Below are 18,615 nucleotides of genomic sequence, written 5' to 3'. Positions count from 1 at the left end.
GCGTCGTTCCCGGCTCAGCGGGCCAGGTAGCCGCCGTCCACCGGCAGCACCACGCCCGTCACGAACGAGGCCGCGTCGGAGGCCAGGAAGGCGATGACCCGGGCCACCTCCTCCGGCTCGCCGAGCCGGCCCATCGGGTGCGCCCCCGCGATCTCCTCCAGGTATTCCGGCCCGCCCGGCTCGTCCTTCAGCGCGACCACCCGCTCCGTACGGATGGTGCCCGGTGCCACCGCGTTGACCCGGATCCCGCGCGCGGCCCACTCCACCGCGAGGTGCTTGGTCAGCCCCGACGCGACGAACTTCGCCGGTCCGTACGCCGCCTGGCGCGCCTGCCCGGCCACCCCCGAGATCGAGGACACGCAGACCAGCGCCCCGCCGGGCCGCGGCTGCGCCGTCATCGCCTCGATGGCGTACTTGCAGGTCAGGAACATTCCCCGGCCGTCGACGGCCATGACGTGGTCCCAGTCCTCCGGACTGGTCTCCCGTACGTCCGAAAGAGGGAGCACCCCGGCGTTCGCCACGGCGACGTCGAGGCGCCCGTACGCCCCGACGGCGGCGGCGACCATCGCGCGGTTGGCCTCCGGATCGGACACGTCACCGGCGACCGCCGTGACGTCACACCCCTCCGCGGCCAGTTCCGTACGCAGGGACTCCACCCCGGGGCCGTTGATATCGGCCGCGGTGACCCTGGCCCCGGAGCGGGCCAGCAGCACGGCGGTGGCCCGGCCGATCCCGCTCGCGGCGCCGGTCACCAGACAGGACTTCTCTTTCATGCGGCCGACCTTAGGGGGAGCGCGACGGGGGCACGGGGAGGACGGGGGCGGACGCGGGGGCGCAGATCGGCCAAGTGCGCGCCCCGGCACATGTTGTCTTGTCACACGACTGACGCATCCTCACCGATGTGGCTAACATCACGCCAACCCGGCGATGCTGCCGTGGGGGTCCCTCCCGTGCCCGCGGGGCGACGGGGGAGTTACGGAGGTGCGACGTGCTGCCAGTTCGGGGTGGGGACGGCCGGAAGCTGACGGTCTGGGGCATCCGTACCACCTGGAGCACCGTGGGCGACGGGGAGTTCTTCTGCCCCGCCTGCGGTGGAGACCGCAACTACCGCAGGCGCACCGGGCGACGCCGGTTCACCGTCGTCGGGGTGCCGCTGCTGCCGCGCGGGCAGGCCGGGCCCGTCGTCGAGTGCCAGGGCTGCCGCGCCCGGTTCGACACGGACGTCCTGGACCACCTCACCACCACCCGCTTCACGGCCCTGCTGCGCGACGCCGTGCACACCGTCGCGCTGGCCGTGCTGACCGCGGGCGGGACGGCCTCGCGCAGCGCGCTGGAGGCCGCGGTGGGCGCCGTACGGGCCGCGGGCTTCCCGGACTGCACCGAGGAACAGCTGGAGTCCCTCGTGGAGGCCCTGTCCACCGACGAAGGCCGGCTCGGGCTGTACGACGTCCCGGAGTGCTGCGGGGCCGCACTGTCGATAGAGCTCCACGAGGCCCTGGAGCCGCTGGCCCCGCACCTGGCGGGCCCGGGCCGCGAATCGATCCTGCTGCAGGGCGCCCGCATCGCGCTCGCGGACGGCCCGTACACCCCGGCCGAGCGCGAGGTGCTCGCCACCGTCGGCGCGGCGCTGAGGATCGACGCGGACGAGGTGGAGCGGCTGCTGTCGGCGGTACGCGCGCCCTGAGCCCGGTCCGGGCCTAGCGGCTCTCCTCCACTTCGGCCGGCGGCGTCTGCGCGATGAAACGGCGCAGCGCCGCGCAGAGGCCCGCCGGGTTGTCCAGCGGGATCAGCGTGCGGGCGTCGGGGATCTCCTCGTACCGGCCGTGCGGCAGCAGCCCGGCGAGCCGGCGGCCGGTCTCGGGCGGCATCATGCGGTCCTCCGCGCCCCAGGCGACGAGGGCCGGACGGTCGAAGGAGCGCAGCCGCTCGGCGGCCCGCAGATAGGTGTCCTTGCGGGTGCTGCGCAGGAACGCGGTGAAGTCGCGGCGGACGGCGGGATCGGTCAGCAGCGGGCGGTACCAGCGGCGGACGAGCTCGTACGGGATCGGCCGCTTGGCCATGCCGCCCAGTGAGCTCTGCAGCCCGGCGAGGAAGGGCGAGCGGAAGGACTGCAGGAGCAGGAAGATGCCGCCCGGGACGCGTGAGGCGGCCTGGAGGGTCCGGCCCTGGAGGCCCGGCGGGTAGTTGTCGAGGGCCTCGCAGGAGGTGAGGACCAGCCGGCCGACGCGCTCGTCGTGGTCGCCGACGAGGAGCTGGGCGGTGCCGGCGTCGTTCTGGACGAGGGTGACCGCCCGCAGGTCGAGGCGGTCGAGGAACTCGGCGAGCAGGGCGGCGATCCCCTGCGCGGACAGGTCGGCGCCGGGGCGCATGGCGCGGCGGTGGCTGCCGAGGGGCAGGACGGGGACGACGACGCGGAAGTCCGCCCGCAGGTCCGCCACGACGGGCTGCCAGAGGGACTCGTCGAAGCCGAGCCCGTGGACGAGGACGACGGTTTCGCGGGCCGGGTCCGGGCCGGTGTCGGTGTAGTCGATGACGCCCGAGGAGAGTTCGATGGCAGGCACGCGTTCCCCCAGTGGAAAGGTTCTTGATAGACCGATCTAGTGAGAGGCTAGTCGCGATGACGACGACAGGCGATACCAGAGCCCGCATCCTGACCGCGGCGACCGAGCTGTTCCGGCGCCAGGGCTACGCGGCCACCGGCATGAAGCAGATCGTGGCGACGGCCGAAGCCCCGTACGGATCCGCGTACCACTTCTTCCCGGGCGGCAAGGCCCAGCTGGGGGAAGAGGTCGTGCGCACCTCGGGGGCGGCCTACCTGGCCCTGATCGGGGAGCTGTTCGGCGAGGACGCGGGCGCCGATCCCGTGGAGGCCACCCGCGAGGCCTTCCTCGGCGCGGCCGCGACCCTGGAGTCGCTGGACTTCGCCGACCCGTGCCCCATCGCCACGGTCGCGCTGGAGGTGGCCAGTACGCACGAGGGGCTGCGGCGGGCCACGGCGGAGGTCTTCGCCTCCTGGATCGACGCCCTGGCCGGTTCCTACGCCTCCCGGGGCATCGGCTCCGCGCGGGCCACGGCGACCTCGGTGATCGCCCTCCTGGAAGGGGCCTTCATGCTCGGCCGCGCGAACCGGTCCCCGGAGCCGGTGCTCACCGCGGCCTCGGCGGCGGCCGCGATCGTGGCGGGGGCGCTCCGGAATTGACCCCTTCTCCTCTCGCGGGGGGAGCATGTCCCGGAAAACGTACAACTCATACCGGAATCCGTACGAACTGCGGCGAATTCAGGTAACGATCCGGCCTCGCGCACGTGAACCGAGTTCCCCCGGCGCTCGTGCAATGGGTGGAGTCGCACCCTCCGCACTCGGCGGATCGCCCAATCGAGTGGCCGGAACCATGCCCTCATGTTTGCGCCACGGAATGACGTGAACCCGGCGCTGGCTGGTCACAGCGGGTGGGATTCGCAGTTGCGCATCAGGAACGGACATCTCGGCAGAATCTGTCCATACTCCGCCGATGCGCTGTGCGCCATGGGAGAACCCTCCAAAGCGAAGATCGCCAAGTCTCAACACTTTGTGGAAGTCCACGATATCTGTGAGCGTCCCCACAGGCGTTCAATTCCGGTCACACGGGGAAACGCGGCCGGTAACACAGTCGGGCTTCGATTCACGTGAACGTACTGACAACCCTGGCGGAAAACGGGATAGCGACCCACTCCGGCCGGGGATAACCAGATTCCTCTCGTTTACCTACCTTTTGAAGGGCAAGGCAGAGATGGCACGTGTCGCCGCCCGGCTTTCCACCGATGGAGAGCGGAGCACGCACCCGGTCGACGAGGTGCTCCCCCTCCCCAAGCTCGCGCTGTACGGCTTCCAGCACGTACTCGCCTTCTACGCCGGCGCGGTGATCGTCCCGATCATCGTCGGCAACGCGCTGAAGCTGAGCCCTGAACAGCTGGTCTACCTGATCAACGCGGACCTCTTCACCTGCGGTATCGCCTCGATCATCCAGGCCTGGGGCATCGGCCGGATCGGCGCGCGACTGCCGCTGATCCAGGGCGTCACCTTCACCGCCGTGTCCCCGATGATCGCCATCGGCCTCGGCGCGGGCGGCGGAACAGCCGCCCTGCTGGTCATCTACGGCGCGGTCATCACGGCCGGCATCGCCACCTTCGCCTTCGCCTGGCTGCCCGCCAAGGCGTTCCGGACGGTCATGCGGCTGTTCCCGCCGGTCGTCACCGGCACGGTCATCACGGTGCTGGGCATCGTCCTGATCCCCGTCGGCCTCAACGACGCGGCCGGCGGCCTCGGCAGCCCCGACTTCGGGGACCCGAAGAACTTCGCCTACGCCGGCGGCACGATGCTCTTCATCCTGATCCTGATGAAGATCGGCAAGCAGTTCCTCTCCAGCATCTCCATCCTGCTCGGCCTGGTGGTCGGCACCGGAGTCGCCTTCCTCCTCGGCGACGCGAAGTTCGGCGACGTGAGCAAGTCCGACTGGGTCGGTGTCACCACCCCGTTCCACTTCGGCGTCCCGAAGTTCGAGTGGTTCCCGATCGTCCTGATGCTCATCGTCATGCTGATCACCATGGTCGAGACGACCGGTGACACCTACGCCGTCGGCGACATCGTCGGCAAGGACGTCGACAGCGAGACCGTGGCCCGCGCCCTGCGTGCCGACGGCGCCGCCACCGCCCTCGGCGGTGTCCTCAACTCCTTCCCGTACGTCGCCTTCGCCGAGAACGTCGGCCTGGTGCGGATGACGAAGGTGAAGAGCCGGTTCGTGGTCGTCGCCGCCGGCGTGTTCATGATCATCCTGGGCCTGCTGCCCAAGGCCGCCGCGATCGTCGCCGCCGTCCCGCACGGAGTCCTCGGCGGCGCCGCGACCGTCATGTTCGCCATGGTCGCCCTGGCCGGTATCCAGACCCTGGCCAAGGTGGACCTCAAGGAGGAGAAGAACGCGCTGATCGTCGGCGTCTCCCTCGCCTTCGCCCTGCTCCCCGCGACCGTCCCGGTGTTCTTCACCAAGTACATGGACGCGGACCTGGCCTCGCTCCTCAACAGCGGTGTCACCCTCGGTGCCACGGCCGCCATCGTCCTCAACCTGGTCTTCAACGGCATGGCCAAGGACGACGCCCACGGCGCCGCCGACGCTCCCAAGGACGACGCCCACGGGACCGCCGACGCCCCCAAGGCCGAGCTGCCCGCCCAGCCGGTGGCCGCCCCGGCCGGCGCCGAGAAGGCGGACGACGCGGAGACGTCCTCCGCCGGCTGATCCTCCCAAGGGGTGGTGGCCCCTCGCCCGGACCCGGTCCGGGCGAGGGGCCATTGCTGTCCCCGGGCGGGTGCCCGCACAGGCGACAATGGGCGCATGAGTCTGTTCCGCGACGACGGCATCGTGCTGCGCACCCAGAAGCTGGGTGAGGCGGACCGCATCATCACGCTCCTGACCCGGGGCCACGGCCGGGTGCGGGCCGTCGCCCGCGGGGTCCGGCGTACGAAGTCCAAGTTCGGCGCCGGGCTGGAACCTTTCTCCCACGCCGACGTGCAGTTCTTCGCCCGCGGCAGCGAACTGATCGGCCGCAGCCTCCCGCTCTGCACCCAGACCCAGATCATCGCCCCGTACGGCAACGGCATCGTCACCGACTACGCCCGCTACACCGCCGGCACCGCGATGCTGGAGACCGCCGAGCGGTTCACCGAGAACGAGGGCGAACCCTCCGTCCAGCAGTACCTGCTGCTCGTCGGCGCCCTGCGCACGCTCTCGCGCGGCGAACACGAACCCCACCTCATCCTCGACGCCTTCCTGCTGCGCTCCCTCGCCGTCAACGGCTACGCGCCCAGCTTCGACGACTGCGCGAAGTGCGGGATCCACGGCCCCAACCGGCACTTCTCCGTCGCCGCGGGCGGGGTCATATGCGGGGACTGCCGGGTGCCCGGCAGCGTCGTACCCTCGTCTGAGGCCATCGCCCTGCTCAGCGCCCTGCTGACGGGCGACTGGGGGCATGCCGACGCGTGTGAGGCGCGTCACGTGCGGGAGGGCAGCGGGCTGGTCTCCGCCTATTTGCACTGGCATCTGGAGCGCGGGCTACGCTCCCTGCGATACGTCGAGAAATAGGAGCTGGGCACATGGCACGACGCGGGATTCTGGGACGCTCTCGCCGGGAGTACAAGGTTCCCGAGCCGCACCCTTCCGGTGCGGTCCCGCCGAAGATCCCCGGCGAGCTGGTCCCCAACCACGTCGCCGTCGTCATGGACGGTAACGGCCGCTGGGCCAAGGAGCGCGGTCTGCCGCGCACCGAGGGGCACAAGGTCGGCGAGGGCGTCGTCCTCGACGTGCTCAAGGGCTGCCTGGAGATGGGCGTCAAGAACCTCTCCCTGTACGCCTTCTCGACGGAGAACTGGAAGCGCTCGCCCGACGAGGTCCGCTTCCTGATGAACTTCAACCGCGACGTCATCCGGCGCCGCCGCGACGAGATGAACGAGCTGGGCATCCGCATCCGCTGGGTCGGCCGCATGCCGAAGATGTGGAAGTCGGTCGTCCAGGAGCTCCAGGTCGCGCAGGAGCAGACCGTCGACAACGACGCCATGACCCTGTACTTCTGCGTGAACTACGGCGGCCGCGCCGAGATCGCGGACGCGGCGCAGGCGATCGCCCGCGACGTGGCGGCCGGCAGGCTGGACCCGTCGAAGGTCAACGAGAAGACCTTCGCGAAGTACATGTACTACCCGGACATGCCGGACGTGGACCTGTTCCTGCGTCCGAGCGGCGAGCAGCGCACCTCCAACTACCTGCTCTGGCAGAGCGCGTACGCCGAGATGGTCTTCCAGGACGTCCTGTGGCCGGACTTCGACCGGCGCAACCTGTGGGCGGCCTGCCTGGAGTACGCGCAGCGCGACCGCCGCTTCGGCGGCGCCGTCCCCAACCAGCCCGAGGGCTCGAAGGGCTGACCCGGGCTGACCTGCGGGTACGCTCTGCCGTCATGGACACGACAGACGACGTGCGGGGCGCCGGCCCGGGGGAGGTCGAGGTCTACTACAGCCCCCGGCCCGGCGACGCCCGCGAGGCGCTGAGGTGGCGGATCCGCAAGACGCTCAGGGGCCGCATCCGGCTGCTCCTGTGGCTGGCTCTGCCCCTGGTGCCCGCCGCGCTGGGGGCCGCCCGGGGCATTCCGGAGGAGCAGACGGCGGTACTGGCCGTGCTGGTGCCCGCCGTCGGCTGGTACGGGGCGTACCTGAGCCTGGACTGGCAGGCGCACCGGATGTACCGGCGGGCGGCGCGGTACCCCGAGTACCGCTGCACGCTCTCCGGCACGGGGGTGGTGACCCGGCTGCCCGACGGGACCTCGGGCGAGGTCCTGTGGGACTGGTGCGCAGGGTTCGGCGAGACCCGGAACCTGTTCGTCCTGCTGGTGAAGGAGAACGGCGCGGTGCTGTGGCTGCCCAAGCGGGCCGCCCTGACGGACGCCGAGCTGGACCGGGTTCGCGAGATCCACGCCCGGAACCTGCGGCGGCTCTGAGCCGCTACGTGGCGGCGGCGCAGTCGGCGCAGGTGCCGAAGATCTCCACCGTGTGGGCCACGTTCACGTAGCCGTGCTCGGCCGCGATGGACTCCGCCCACTTCTCGACGGCCGGCCCCTCCACCTCGACGGCCTTGCCGCACTTGCGGCAGACCAGGTGGTGGTGGTGGTCCCCGGTGGAGCAGCGGCGGTAGACGGACTCGCCGTCGCTGGTCCGCAGGACGTCGACCTCGCCGGCGTCCGCGAGGGACTGGAGGGTGCGGTAGACGGTGGTCAGGCCCACGGAATCGCCACGGTGCTTGAGCATGTCGTGGAGTTCCTGGGCGCTGCGGAACTCGTCCACCTCGTCCAGCGCCGCGGCCACGGCCGCCCGCTGCCGGGTGGATCGCCCTCGTACTGGCGCGGTATTCATCTCGCCAGGCGCAGTCGCCACCGGTTCCTCCTCGTATCGGCCTGCCGCCATTGTGCCAGGCGGCCGAGGCCCCTAGACCTTTACGTCGTCCCGCGTGCACACCTCTTCGGCGGCGCGGGCCGCCTTCGCCCGGCGCCGGGCCAGGGGCGCGGAGAGGGCCGCCAGCACCATGAAGACGCCGATCGCGAGCAGGACGATCGTCGCGCCCGAGGGCACGTCCATGTAGTAGGTGGCGGCCGTGCCGGTCAGGGAGACGGTCACGCTGATGGCCATGGCCAGGCCCAGCGTGGTGGCGAAACTGCGGGTGAGCCGCTGGGCGGCCGCGACCGGGATCACCAGCATGGCGCTGACCAGCAGCAGACCGACGATGCGCATGGCGACGGTGACGGTGACCGCCGCCGTGACGGCGATCAGCAGGTTCAGGGCGCGCACGGGCAGGCCGGTGACCCGGGCGAACTCCTCGTCCTGGCAGACGGCGAAGAGCTGCCTGCGCAGGCCGATGGCGACGGCTAGGACGAACGCGGCGAGGATCGCCATCGCGGTCACGTCCTCGGCGCCGACCGTGGTGATCGAGCCGAACATGGAGCCCAGGAGGCTGGCCGTCTGGCCGCCCCCGAGGTTGACGATCATGACTCCGCCGGCGAGGCCGCCGTAGAAGAGCATGGCGAGGGCGACGTCCCCGCTGGTCCTGCCGCGGGCGCGGATCAGCTCCATGCCGACGGCGCCGAGGACGGAGACGAGGGTGGCCATCCAGACCGGGCTGGTGTGGAGCACGAGGCCGAGGGCGACGCCGGTCATGGCGACGTGGCCGAGACCGTCGCCCATGAGGGCCTGGCGGCGCTGGACGAGGTACGTGCCGATGGCGGGGGCCGTGATGCCGACCAGGGCGGCCGCGATCAGCGCGCGCTGCATGAAGGCGTAATCGAGGATGTCCATCAGCTCAGCAGTCCCGTCCGCAGGGGCCCGGCGTCGTGCGCCGCGTGGGGGTGTACGTGGTCGTGTCCGGGCAGGGCGTGCTGGCCCACGGCCTCCGGGGGCGGTCCGTCGTGCACGACGCAGCCGTCGCGCAGGACGACGGCGCGGTCGATCAGGGGCTCCAGCGGGCCCAGCTCGTGCAGGACGAGCAGGACGGTGGAGCCGGCGGCGACCTGCTGGCGCAGGGCGTGCGCGAGGACCTCCTGGTTGGCGAGGTCCACGCCGGCCATGGGCTCGTCCATGATCAGCAGCTCGGGTTCGACGGCGAGTGCCCGGGCTATGAGGACGCGCTGGTGCTGGCCGCCGGAGAGGGCGTCGACCGAGGCGTCGGCGTGCGACTCCATGTCGACGAGGGCCAGGGCGCGCTGGACGGCGGCCCTGTCGGCCTTGCGCAGGAGGCCGAAGCGGGAGCGGGCCAGCCGGCCGGAGGAGACGACCTCGCGGACGGTGGCCGGGACCCCGCCGGCGGCGGTGGTGCGCTGCGGGACGTATCCGATGCGCGACCAGTCGCGGAAGCGCTTGAATTCCGTTCCGAAGAGGGACAGGGCGCCGTCGGTCAGCGGGACCTGGCCGACCACGGCGCGGACGGCCGTGGACTTGCCGGAGCCGTTGGCGCCGAGCAGGGCGACGACCTCACCGCGGTGGACGGTGAGGTCGATCCCGCGCAGCACGGGGCGCGAGCCGAGCGAGGCCGTGGCCCCGCGCAGGGATATGACGGGCTGGTCGCCCGCCGGGCGGGGCGTGGACTGCATGGCTCGCGCCTCCGTTGCTGCTGGTGCCATCACTTGCTACCGAGTGCCTTCTGGAGGTTCTTCAGGTTGGACCGCATGACCTCGAAGTAGTCAGCGCCCTGGGACTTGTCGGTGATTCCCTCGAGCGGGTCGAGGACGTCGGTCTTCAGGCCGGTGTCCGTCGCGAGGACCTTGGCGGTCTTGTCGCTGGCCAGGGTCTCGAAGAACACGGTGGAGACGTTCTCCTTCTTCGCGATCTCCTGGAGCTCCTTCATCCGGGCCGGGCTCGGCTCGGACTCGGGGTCGACGCCGGAGATGCCCTCCTGGTCCAGGCCGTAGCGCTCGGAGAGGTAGCCGAAGGCGGAGTGGGTGGTGATGAAGGTCCGGGAGGCCGTGTTCTTCAGGCCGTCCTTGAACTCGGTGTCCAGCGCGGTCAGTTTGCCGACCAGCTCGTCGGTGTTCTTCTTGTAGTCCGCCGCGTTGTTCGGGTCGGCCTTCTCCAGGGCCGCGCCGACGCCCTTGGCGATCTCCGCGTACTTGGCGGGGTCGAGCCAGACGTGCGGGTCCGTGCCGGCCGCGCCGTGGCTGTGGCCCTCGGCCTCTGCGGCGTGCTCGTCGCCGTCCTGGTGGGCGTGGCCCTCCTCGCCGTGGCCGGAGGCGGCGTGGGCCTCCAGCCTGGTGAGGGTCGCGGCGTCGACGACGTTCTTCACGCCGGACTGGGCCACGGCCTTGTCGACGGCGGGCTGCAGGCTCTTGAGGTAGAGGACCACGTCGGCCTCGCCGAGCTGCGCGGTCTGCCGCGGGGTGATCTCCAGGTCGTGCGGTTCGACGCCGGGCTTGGTCAGGACGTCGACCTTCACGTGGTCCTTGCCGATCTGCTCGGCGAGGAACTGCATCGGATAGAACGACGCCGTCACGCCGAGCTTGCCGTCCTTGCCGCCGGTGGCGCCGGCTCCGGAGCAGGCGGTGAGGGCGGTGGCGCCGAGGGCGACGGCTCCGGCGAGGGCGGCGGTGGGTATGAGGCGTCGTACGTTCATGACATCCATTTTCATCAAAAATGGAAACGGTTGTCAAAAACCCAGGTGGGGAGGCCGGGCGGGCGGCCGTGGAGGGGGATCCGATTTGAAAGGGGGGGTGCGGGCGCCGGTAACCTAAAGACTTCGCCGTTCGTCCTCGTAATGAAGAGAGCACCGTGGCCGCCGACAAGATCGACACCATCGTCAGCCTGAGCAAGCGCCGTGGCTTCGTTTTCCCGTGCAGTGAGATCTACGGCGGCTCCAAGGCCGCCTGGGATTACGGCCCGCTGGGTGTCGAGCTCAAGGAGAACATCAAGCGCCAGTGGTGGAAGGCGATGGTGACCGGGCGTGAGGACATCGTCGGCATCGACTCGTCCGTGATCCTGGCTCCCGAGGTGTGGGTGGCCTCCGGCCACGTCGCGACCTTCTCGGACCCGCTGACCGAGTGCACCGCCTGTCACAAGCGGCACCGCGCGGACCACCTTGAAGAGGCGTACGAGGCCAAGCACGGCCGCGTGCCCGCCAACGGCCTCGCCGACATCAACTGCCCCCACTGTGGCGTGAAGGGCCAGTTCACCGAGCCCAAGCAGTTCTCCGGCATGCTGGAGACGCACCTCGGCCCGACCCAGGACACCGGCTCCAAGGCGTACCTGCGCCCCGAGACCGCCCAGGGCATCTTCACCAACTTCGCCACCGTGCAGACCGTCGCGCGCAAGAAGCCCCCGTTCGGCATCGCGCAGATGGGCAAGTCCTTCCGCAACGAGATCACCCCCGGCAACTTCATCTTCCGTACGCGCGAGTTCGAGCAGATGGAGATGGAGTTCTTCGTCAAGCCGGGCGAGGACGAGCAGTGGCAGGAGTACTGGATGCAGGAGCGGTGGAACTGGTACCGCGACCTCGGCATCCGCGAGGAGAACATCCGCTGGTTCGAGCACCCGAAGGAGAAGCTGTCCCACTACTCGAAGCGCACCGCTGACATCGAGTACCGCTTCAACTTCGGCGGCAACGAGTTCTCCGAGCTCGAAGGCGTGGCCAACCGCACCGACTTCGACCTGAAGGCCCACTCCGCCGCCTCCGGCCAGGACCTCGTGTACTTCGACCAGGAGACCAAGGAGCGCTACACCCCGTTCGTCATCGAGCCGGCGGCCGGCGTGAACCGCGCCATGCTCGCCTTCATGCTCGACGCGTACGTCGAGGACGAGGCCCCGAACGCCAAGGGCGTCATGGAGAAGCGCACCGTGATGCGCTTCGACCCGCGCCTGGCCCCGATCAAGGTCGCCGTCCTGCCGCTGTCCCGCAACGCGCAGCTGTCGCCGAAGGCCAAGGGCCTCGCCGCCGACCTGCGCAAGTTCTGGAACATCGAGTTCGACGACGCGGGCGCCATCGGCCGCCGCTACCGCCGCCAGGACGAGATCGGTACGCCGTTCTGCGTCACCGTCGACTTCGACACCCTGGACGACAACGCGGTGACCGTGCGCGAGCGCGACACCATGAAGCAGGAGCGCGTCTCCCTGGACCAGATCCAGACCTACCTCGGCAGCCGCCTGCTCGGCTGCTAGGCCAGGACGCACGAAGACCGGTGGCCCGGTGCGCGACGAGCGCACCGGGCCACCGGTCTTTCGTCTTCGCGGCGGGTCAGGCGGCGGAGCCCCCGGCCTCCGCCGCGGCGGCCTCGGCGGCCCGGCGCTCGCCCTCCGCCTGGGAGCGCTTGCCGTACAGGGCGGTCCACACGCCCAGGGCGCCGAGCACTCCGTAGATCATGATCGGGCTGAGGGTCACCATGGTCTTGGTGCTCAGCGTGTACGCCAGCGCGATGCGGACGATGGCCTCGATGACGTACGCGACGCCCCAGACCAGGGTCATCCGGGTCATCGTGGTGCGGAAGCCCTCGTACTGCCACAGGCCGTTCCACCAGGCGGTGCTCTCGGGAGTGCCGTCGGTGGCGAACTTGCGGCCGAAGTAGAACATCAGCGGACGCGGCGCCAGCAGTGTGGACAGGCAGAGAAGCCCGAACACCCCGGTCACGGCGGAGTCCTTGACCAGCAGGGCCCGCGCCGAGGGGTCACCGACGAGCGTGACCCCGGCCGTGATCACGATGAACACCAGGGTGACCACGGCGAATTCGTCGAGCTTGCGGCGCCAGGCGATGCTGATGGCGCTGTCGAGCACGGGCCAGGCGCTGCTGAGGAGCAGCGCCGAGAACTCGCTCCAGCCGTGGTCGTCGACGAGGGTGTTGTACGTGATGATCGGCGCGACCACGTTGAGGCCGATGGTCAGGATCCAGCCGATGGTTGTCGCGGCCCCTGAGCGGGCGGGAGGCGCGGGTCGTGCTACGTGGGTGGACAAGGTTCCCCCTGGAACGTGCCTGATGAAGTGCGGTAAGGGGAACGTAAGGACATCAAGATGACATGGACAAGACGAATGCGCCCAAAATGATCATCAAATTCTCCGGACGGAAGGGTTCCGGACAGACCGGGCCGGGTCCGGTCAGGCGCGCAGGCCCCGGATGACCAGGGTGGTGACCGCCTCGAACTCCGTGAAGATCGTGGGCGAGAGCCAGTCGCCCGCGTACTGCGGGTCGTGGAAGCGGCCGGTGGCATCGAAGACCGCCCGGGCGGCGGCCGGCACGTCCTCGGCGGCGAGCGTCCCGGCGGCGACACCCTCCGCGATGATCCGGGCCAGCTGGTCGATCAGCTCGGCCAGATGCGCGTCAACCACGCCGCTGTTCTCGGCGAGCAGCACGGTGTAGGTCGCGAACAGCTCCGGATCCGCGCCCGCCTTGTGGCGCTTGGTCTCGAACAGGGCCCCGAGCCACGCCTCCAGCTTGGAGGGGGCGCTCTCGGCGGGCGCCGAGGTGATCTCCTCCAGCAGGACCACGCTCTTGGCGAGCCAGCGGTCCGTGACGGCCTCGCGCAGCGCCGCCTTCGACGGGAAGTGCCGGTACACACTGCCGTGGCTGACACCGAGCGCGCGCGCCACGTCCACCACGGTCGCCTTGGTGGGCCCGAAGCGGCGCAGCACCTCCTCGGTGGTCTCGAGGATGCGCTCGGGGGTCAGGGGCTCGGCGGCAGCGGGGGGCATGGGTACGACCGTACCGTCAGCTCAGTGCTCACTGTCGAGGTGGGCCATCTGGGCCTCCGGGTACCTCTCGCCGGCCGCGGCCCCGGCGGGCACGGCCTCCTCGACGGCGGCCAGGTCGGCGGCGCTGAACGTGACGTCCATGGCACCCAGTGCCTCGGCGAGCCGGTCCCGGCGCCGGGCGCCCACGAGCGGCACGATGTCGACGCCGTGCCGGGGGCCCTGCGCGAGCACCCAGGCGATCGCGGTCTGGGCGACGCTCACCCCCTTGTCCTCGGCGACCTTGCGCAGGGCGTCGACCAGGTCGAGGTTGCGGCCGAGGTTCTCGCCCTGGAAGCGGGGACTCATGCCGCGGAAGTCGCCCGGGGCCAGCGCGCGGTCGCGGGTGAAGTGGCCGCTGATCAGGCCGCGGGACAGCACTCCGTACGCCGTGATCCCGATGCCCAGCTCGCGCGCGGTCGGCAGGATCTCGGCCTCGATGCCCCGGGAGATCAGCGAGTACTCGATCTGGAGGTCGGAGATCGGGGCCACGGCGGCGGCCCGGCGCAGGGTGTCCGCGCCGACCTCGGACAGGCCGATGTGGCGCACGTGTCCGGCCTGGACCGCCTCGGCGATGGCCCCGACGGTCTCCTCGATCGGCACGTCCGGGTCCACGCGGGCGATCCGGTAGATGTCGATGTGGTCCCGGCCGAGCCGCTGCAGCGAGTAGGCCAGGAAGTTCTTGACGGCTGCGGGGCGCCCGTCATAACCGGTGAACCCGCCCTCCACCGTGCGCAGCGCGCCGAACTTCACACTGGTCAGCGCCTGCTCGCGGGCGGCGGCGGGCGCCGTGCGCAGAGCTTCGCTGATCAGCAGCTCGTTGTGGCCCATGCCGTAGAAGTCGCCGGTGTCGAGCAGCGTGACGCCGGCGTCCAGGGCTGCGTGGATGGTCGCGAGGGACTCGGCCCGGTCGGCCTCCCCGTAGAGGGCGGACATCCCCATGCAGCCCAGCCCCAGCGGGAAGACGGAGGGGCCGGTGCTGCCGAGGGTGGTCGTCTGCGTGTTCTCGTTCTCGTTCTTCGTCATGGAACGAGAATGGCATGACGGGTGACAGATTTCAATATCTGTCACCCGTCAGTGTCACGAGAGGATCCGCAGGACCAGGGCCGCCGCCGCGACCAGGGTGAGTACGGCCGCCGGTGCGAGTTCGTAGTCCTTGACGCGCAGGTGGCTGATGACCGCGCCGATGAAGTAGAGGGTCACGCCGGTGGCGGCGGCCACGCCGAGCGGCGTCACCCAGAGGCCGGCGACCAGGCCGATCGCGCCGGCCGCCTTGAGGGTGGCCAGCCGCGGCAGCCATGCGTCCGGGACCTGGACCTTCTGCATGCTGGCGACGATCTGGTCGTTGCGCTGGAGGGTGAAGGTGGCGGAGGCGGCCAGGACGAGGGCGAGCAGGCCGCCGACGACGGCGTAGGCGATGAACATGAAAGTCTCCAACGGTCGATAGCGTGAAACCATTGAATAGCATCAACGATATCTCCAAGGCAATCATTTCTTGATTGCTACGATGTGGACCATGACGGCAGATCAGGACGGATCGCACCCCCCGCAGCGGCTGGGCCTGCTGCTCGCCTGGCACGGATCGGTCACCCAGACCCGGATGAGGAGGGCGCTCAGCTCCGCCGGGCTCACCCCGCGGCACGCGATGACGCTGATGCACCTGGAGGGCGGCCCCATCAGCCAGCGGGCGCTCGCCGAGCGGCTGGAGGTGGACCCGAGCGTGCTCGTCGGGATCCTGAACGACCTGGAGGGCGACGGCCTGGCCGAACGCCGCCGGGACCCGGCCGACCGGCGCCGTCACAACGTGGCCATCACCACCGCGGGGGAGGCCGCCCTGCGCAAGACGAACGCCGCCCTCGACGAGGTCGAAGGCGGCATCTTCGCGGGGCTGTCGGACCAGGAGCGCGCGCTCCTGCGCGGCCTCCTCGACCGGGTCAACACCTCGGCCGAGGACTTCAGGTGCGACGAGTAGGCGCCGTACGGGCCGGCCGCACGGTCAGGCGCACGGCCGAGCGCCCGGCCGGGATCACGCCCCAGCGCCCGGCCGGGACCGAGTCCGTGCCTGCGATCAGGCGCGCGGCGACCCCGCGGTCGCGGACGGACTGACGGGCTCCTCCAGGGTGCGGGCCGTGCGCTCCGCCGTCGCCCGGGCCCAGTTCCCGCTCGTCACTGCACCCACGACCAGCACCGCCAGCCCGCACAGCGTGATGATCCACCAGGCCGGCTGGGCCGCCTCGGAGAAGTCGGAGCCACTGGCCAGCCCCGCCGCCAGGACCGAGCCGATGACGGCGACGCCCAGCGTGCCGCCGGTCTGCCGGCTGGTCGAGGCGATGGCGGCCGCGACGCCCGCCTGGGAGCGCGGCATCCCCGATACCGCCGTATTGGTGATCGGCGCGTTCACCATGCCGAAGCCGAGCCCGAACAGCACGTACCCGGTGAACAGGAGCGGGTTGGACGTCTCGGCCTCGAACAGGGCGAACAGCAGACCGCTCGCCGCCATCGCCACGCCCGCGATCAGCAGGCAGATCCGCGGCCCCCGGCTGCCCACCAGCCGCCCGGCCAGCGGCGCGAAGAGGACGGTCAGCGCCGCCATCGGCAGCAGGTAGAGCCCGGCGTGCAGGGCGCTGAGCCCCCGTACGTCCTGGAGGTACAGCGTGTTCAGGAAGAGGAAGCCGGCCAGTCCGGCGAAGGCGCTGATCGCGATCACGGTCGAGCCGCTGAAGGGCGCGCTCCGGAAGAACCGGAGATCGATCAGGGGGTCCTCGCGCCGCGGCTCGTAAACCAGCAGCCCCACGAGCGAGGCCACCGTCACCACCGCGCACCCCATGATCAGCGGCGAGCGCCAGCCGGCCGCCGGGGCCTCGATGATCCCGTACGTCAGACTGCCGAGCAGCGCGATGACCAGCACCTGGCCCACCGGGTCGGGGCGCCGCGGCCGGGCCGCCCGGGACTCGGGGATGTGGCGCAGGGTCAGCACGAGCGCCGCCAGACCGATCGGCAGGTTGATCAGGAAGATGGAGCGCCAGCCCACGGAGTCCACCAGCACTCCGCCGATCAGGGGCCCCGCGGCCATGGAGACGCCCCCGACAGCCCCCCACACGCCGATGGCCCGGGCCCGCTCGGCCGGATCGGTGAAGGTGTTGGTGATGATCGACATCGCCACCGGGTTGAGCATCGCGCCGCCGATCGCCTGCACCATCCGGAAGACGATGAGCCAGCCGAGGCTGGGGGCGAGCGAGCACAGCAGGGAGCCGGCGGTGAAGGCCAGCAGGCCGGCGACGAACACCTTGCGGCGGCCGATCCGGTCGGCCGTGGAGCCCGCGAGTATCAGCAGCGAGGCCAGGACCAGGGTGTACGCGTCGATGGTCCACTGCAGCCCTGCGACCGAGGTGTCGAGTTCACGGCGCATCGACGGGAGCGCGACGTTGAGCACGGTGTTGTCGAGGCTGACGATCAGCAGGCTCATGCAGCAGATGGCCAGGACGAGCATGCGCTGCCGGGGACTCGACTCGATCATGCGCTGATGCTACGTCTGCCCCACCCCCTCGGCATGCGGGACAATGGGCGGATGACCACGCTCCCCCCGCCTCTCGCGATCGGCCCGCACACCGTGCAGCCCCCGGTGGTGCTCGCGCCCATGGCCGGCATCACCAATGCCCCGTTCCGTACCCTCTGCCGGGAGTTCTCAGGCGGCAAGGGGCTGTTCGTGAGCGAGATGATCACGACCCGCGCCCTGGTCGAGCGCAACGAGAAGACCATGCAGCTGATCCACTTCGACGAGACCGAGAAGCCCCGCTCGATTCAGCTGTACGGGGTCGACCCGGCGACGGTCGGCAAGGCCGTCCGGATGATCGTCGAAGAGGACCGCGCCGACCACATCGACCTCAACTTCGGCTGCCCGGTCCCCAAGGTCACCCGCAAGGGTGGCGGCTCGGCCCTCCCGTACAAGCGCAACCTGCTCCGCGCGATCCTCCGCGAGGCCGTCGCCGGGGCCGGCGACCTGCCGGTGACCATGAAGATGCGCAAGGGCATCAACGACGACCACCTCACCTACCTCGACGCCGGCCGGATCGCCGTCGAGGAGGGTGTCACCGCGATAGCCCTGCACGGGCGGACCACGGCCCAGCACTACGGCGGCACCGCCGACTGGGACGCCATCGCACGGCTCAAGGAGCACGTGCCGGAGATCCCGGTGCTCGGCAACGGCGACATCTGGTGCGCCGAGGACGCCCTGCGCATGGTCCGCGAGACCGGCTGCGACGGCGTGGTCGTGGGCCGCGGCTGTCTGGGGCGGCCGTGGCTGTTCAACGACCTGGTGGCGGCCTTCGAGGGCCGCCCGGAGGACTTCCACAAGCCGACGCTGCGCGAGGTCGCGGCCACCATGCACCGGCACGCACAGCTGCTGGGGGAGTGGATCGGCGACGAGGCGCGCGGGGTGATCGACTTCCGTAAGCACGTGGCCTGGTACCTGAAGGGCTTCTCGGTCGGGTCCGAGATGCGCAAGAAGCTCGCGGTCACCTCCTCCCTGGCCGAGCTGGACGCTCATCTGAGCGAGCTCGATCTGGATCAAGCATGGCCGGAGAGCGCGGACGGGCCTCGCGGTCGGACGTCCGGAAACAACCGAGTTGTCCTGCCGGACGGCTGGCTGAAGGACCCGTACGACTGCGCGGGTGTGAGCGAGGACGCTGAACTGGACACCTCCGGAGGCTGACAAATCGCCCTCCGTGGCGCGTGATATACGCCACGCATGGGAAGGGTTTCGCTCAGATGAGCACTGAAGTCACGGGTAAGACTTTCAAAGGGTGGCACTGGGTGCCACCCTTTGTGCGTTCAACTCTTGAACGCAAATGGA

The 18,615-nt window shown here is 70.4% G+C and carries 20 protein-coding genes; 9 read left to right on the top strand and 11 right to left on the bottom strand.

Translation table 11 applies throughout. The features are described from left to right. Nucleotides 1-14: 14 nt before the first annotated feature. Nucleotides 15-773, bottom strand: a complete 759-nt coding sequence (locus tag OG472_RS16950) for an SDR family NAD(P)-dependent oxidoreductase (protein WP_401601921.1) — start codon at nt 771-773, stop codon at nt 15-17. A gap of 215 nt (nt 774-988) precedes the next feature. On the opposite strand from OG472_RS16950, the gene OG472_RS16945 reads away from it, so the two are divergent. Continuing rightward, nucleotides 989-1,684 (top strand): TerB family tellurite resistance protein, encoded by a 696-nt coding sequence (locus tag OG472_RS16945; RefSeq protein WP_327413949.1) that lies wholly within the window; start codon nt 989-991, stop codon nt 1,682-1,684. A gap of 13 nt (nt 1,685-1,697) precedes the next feature. Here the strand turns inward: OG472_RS16945 and OG472_RS16940 are convergent, their stop codons facing one another. Further along, on the bottom strand, nt 1,698-2,561 hold the full coding sequence (locus OG472_RS16940; protein ID WP_405830066.1) for an alpha/beta fold hydrolase: 864 nt from the start codon (nt 2,559-2,561) through the stop codon (nt 1,698-1,700). 56 nt (nt 2,562-2,617) lie between these two features. Here OG472_RS16940 and OG472_RS16935 point away from each other — a divergent pair, with 56 nt between their 5' ends. From OG472_RS16935 to OG472_RS16915, 5 genes are all read left to right on the top strand, one after another. Beyond that, entirely contained in the window at nt 2,618-3,199 is a 582-nt protein-coding gene (locus OG472_RS16935) for a TetR/AcrR family transcriptional regulator (RefSeq protein WP_405830065.1), read from the top strand. A gap of 568 nt (nt 3,200-3,767) precedes the next feature. After that, nucleotides 3,768-5,267 (top strand): nucleobase:cation symporter-2 family protein, encoded by a 1,500-nt coding sequence (locus tag OG472_RS16930; protein WP_405830064.1) that lies wholly within the window; start codon nt 3,768-3,770, stop codon nt 5,265-5,267. Nucleotides 5,268-5,363: 96 nt separating this feature from the next. Beyond that, complete coding sequence (gene recO / locus OG472_RS16925; RefSeq protein ID WP_383568237.1) at nt 5,364-6,110, top strand: DNA repair protein RecO; 747 nt, start codon at nt 5,364-5,366, stop codon at nt 6,108-6,110. Between the two features lie 11 nt (nt 6,111-6,121). Continuing rightward, nucleotides 6,122-6,943, top strand: coding sequence for an isoprenyl transferase (locus tag OG472_RS16920; RefSeq protein ID WP_383568239.1), 822 nt, complete (start codon nt 6,122-6,124; stop codon nt 6,941-6,943). A 32-nt stretch (nt 6,944-6,975) separates the two neighbouring features. Then, complete coding sequence (locus OG472_RS16915) at nt 6,976-7,512, top strand: hypothetical protein (protein WP_405830062.1); 537 nt, start codon at nt 6,976-6,978, stop codon at nt 7,510-7,512. 4 nt (nt 7,513-7,516) lie between these two features. Here the strand turns inward: OG472_RS16915 and OG472_RS16910 are convergent, their stop codons facing one another. The 4 genes from OG472_RS16910 to OG472_RS16895 are packed head-to-tail and all read right to left on the bottom strand — an operon-like array spanning nt 7,517 to nt 10,667. Next, nucleotides 7,517-7,945, bottom strand: coding sequence for a Fur family transcriptional regulator (locus OG472_RS16910; protein ID WP_401601912.1), 429 nt, complete (start codon nt 7,943-7,945; stop codon nt 7,517-7,519). A gap of 51 nt (nt 7,946-7,996) precedes the next feature. Further along, entirely contained in the window at nt 7,997-8,860 is an 864-nt protein-coding gene (locus tag OG472_RS16905) for a metal ABC transporter permease (RefSeq protein ID WP_405830060.1), read from the bottom strand. After that, complete coding sequence (locus tag OG472_RS16900) at nt 8,860-9,651, bottom strand: metal ABC transporter ATP-binding protein (protein ID WP_401601908.1); 792 nt, start codon at nt 9,649-9,651, stop codon at nt 8,860-8,862. Before OG472_RS16900 ends, OG472_RS16905 begins: the two co-directional genes overlap by 1 nt. 29 nt (nt 9,652-9,680) lie before the next feature. Continuing rightward, nucleotides 9,681-10,667 (bottom strand): metal ABC transporter substrate-binding protein, encoded by a 987-nt coding sequence (locus tag OG472_RS16895; protein ID WP_401601906.1) that lies wholly within the window; start codon nt 10,665-10,667, stop codon nt 9,681-9,683. A gap of 155 nt (nt 10,668-10,822) precedes the next feature. Here OG472_RS16895 and OG472_RS16890 point away from each other — a divergent pair, with 155 nt between their 5' ends. Continuing rightward, the gene (locus tag OG472_RS16890) at nt 10,823-12,205 is read left to right on the top strand and encodes a glycine--tRNA ligase (RefSeq protein ID WP_401601904.1); all 1,383 of its coding nucleotides are present in this window, start codon (nt 10,823-10,825) and stop codon (nt 12,203-12,205) included. Between the two features lie 76 nt (nt 12,206-12,281). Here OG472_RS16890 and OG472_RS16885 read toward each other — a convergent pair whose 3' ends face one another. The 4 genes from OG472_RS16885 to OG472_RS16870 all read right to left on the bottom strand — a co-directional run bounded on the left by OG472_RS16885 (nt 12,282) and on the right by OG472_RS16870 (nt 15,188). Continuing rightward, nucleotides 12,282-12,992 carry a VC0807 family protein gene (locus OG472_RS16885; protein ID WP_405830056.1) on the bottom strand — a complete coding sequence of 237 codons (711 nt, stop codon included), beginning with the start codon at nt 12,990-12,992 and terminating at the stop codon, nt 12,282-12,284. A gap of 141 nt (nt 12,993-13,133) precedes the next feature. Continuing rightward, nucleotides 13,134-13,727 carry a TetR family transcriptional regulator gene (locus tag OG472_RS16880; RefSeq protein WP_405830054.1) on the bottom strand — a complete coding sequence of 198 codons (594 nt, stop codon included), beginning with the start codon at nt 13,725-13,727 and terminating at the stop codon, nt 13,134-13,136. 21 nt (nt 13,728-13,748) lie between these two features. Next, nucleotides 13,749-14,789: an aldo/keto reductase gene (locus OG472_RS16875; protein ID WP_405830052.1), complete on the bottom strand. Its 1,041-nt coding sequence runs from the start codon at nt 14,787-14,789 to the stop codon at nt 13,749-13,751. Nucleotides 14,790-14,843: 54 nt separating this feature from the next. Continuing rightward, nucleotides 14,844-15,188: a DoxX family protein gene (locus OG472_RS16870; protein ID WP_405830050.1), complete on the bottom strand. Its 345-nt coding sequence runs from the start codon at nt 15,186-15,188 to the stop codon at nt 14,844-14,846. Between the two features lie 91 nt (nt 15,189-15,279). Between OG472_RS16870 and OG472_RS16865 the strand changes: the two genes are divergently transcribed. Next, nucleotides 15,280-15,735, top strand: coding sequence for a MarR family winged helix-turn-helix transcriptional regulator (locus OG472_RS16865; RefSeq protein WP_383568271.1), 456 nt, complete (start codon nt 15,280-15,282; stop codon nt 15,733-15,735). 96 nt (nt 15,736-15,831) lie between these two features. Here the strand turns inward: OG472_RS16865 and OG472_RS16860 are convergent, their stop codons facing one another. Further along, on the bottom strand, nt 15,832-17,280 hold the full coding sequence (locus tag OG472_RS16860; protein WP_405830048.1) for an MFS transporter: 1,449 nt from the start codon (nt 17,278-17,280) through the stop codon (nt 15,832-15,834). 33 nt (nt 17,281-17,313) lie between these two features. Here OG472_RS16860 and dusB point away from each other — a divergent pair, with 33 nt between their 5' ends. After that, nucleotides 17,314-18,474 (top strand): tRNA dihydrouridine synthase DusB, encoded by a 1,161-nt coding sequence (dusB, locus tag OG472_RS16855; protein ID WP_362811827.1) that lies wholly within the window; start codon nt 17,314-17,316, stop codon nt 18,472-18,474. The last annotated feature ends 141 nt before the right edge of the window (nt 18,475-18,615 follow it).

Origin of the sequence: Streptomyces sp. NBC_00207 (genome assembly GCF_045160965.1) — a bacterium.
Lineage (GTDB): Bacteria > Actinomycetota > Actinomycetes > Streptomycetales > Streptomycetaceae > Streptomyces.
The sequence above is the reverse complement of the archived record's forward strand: the minus strand, read 5'-3'. Positions and strand labels throughout refer to the sequence as shown.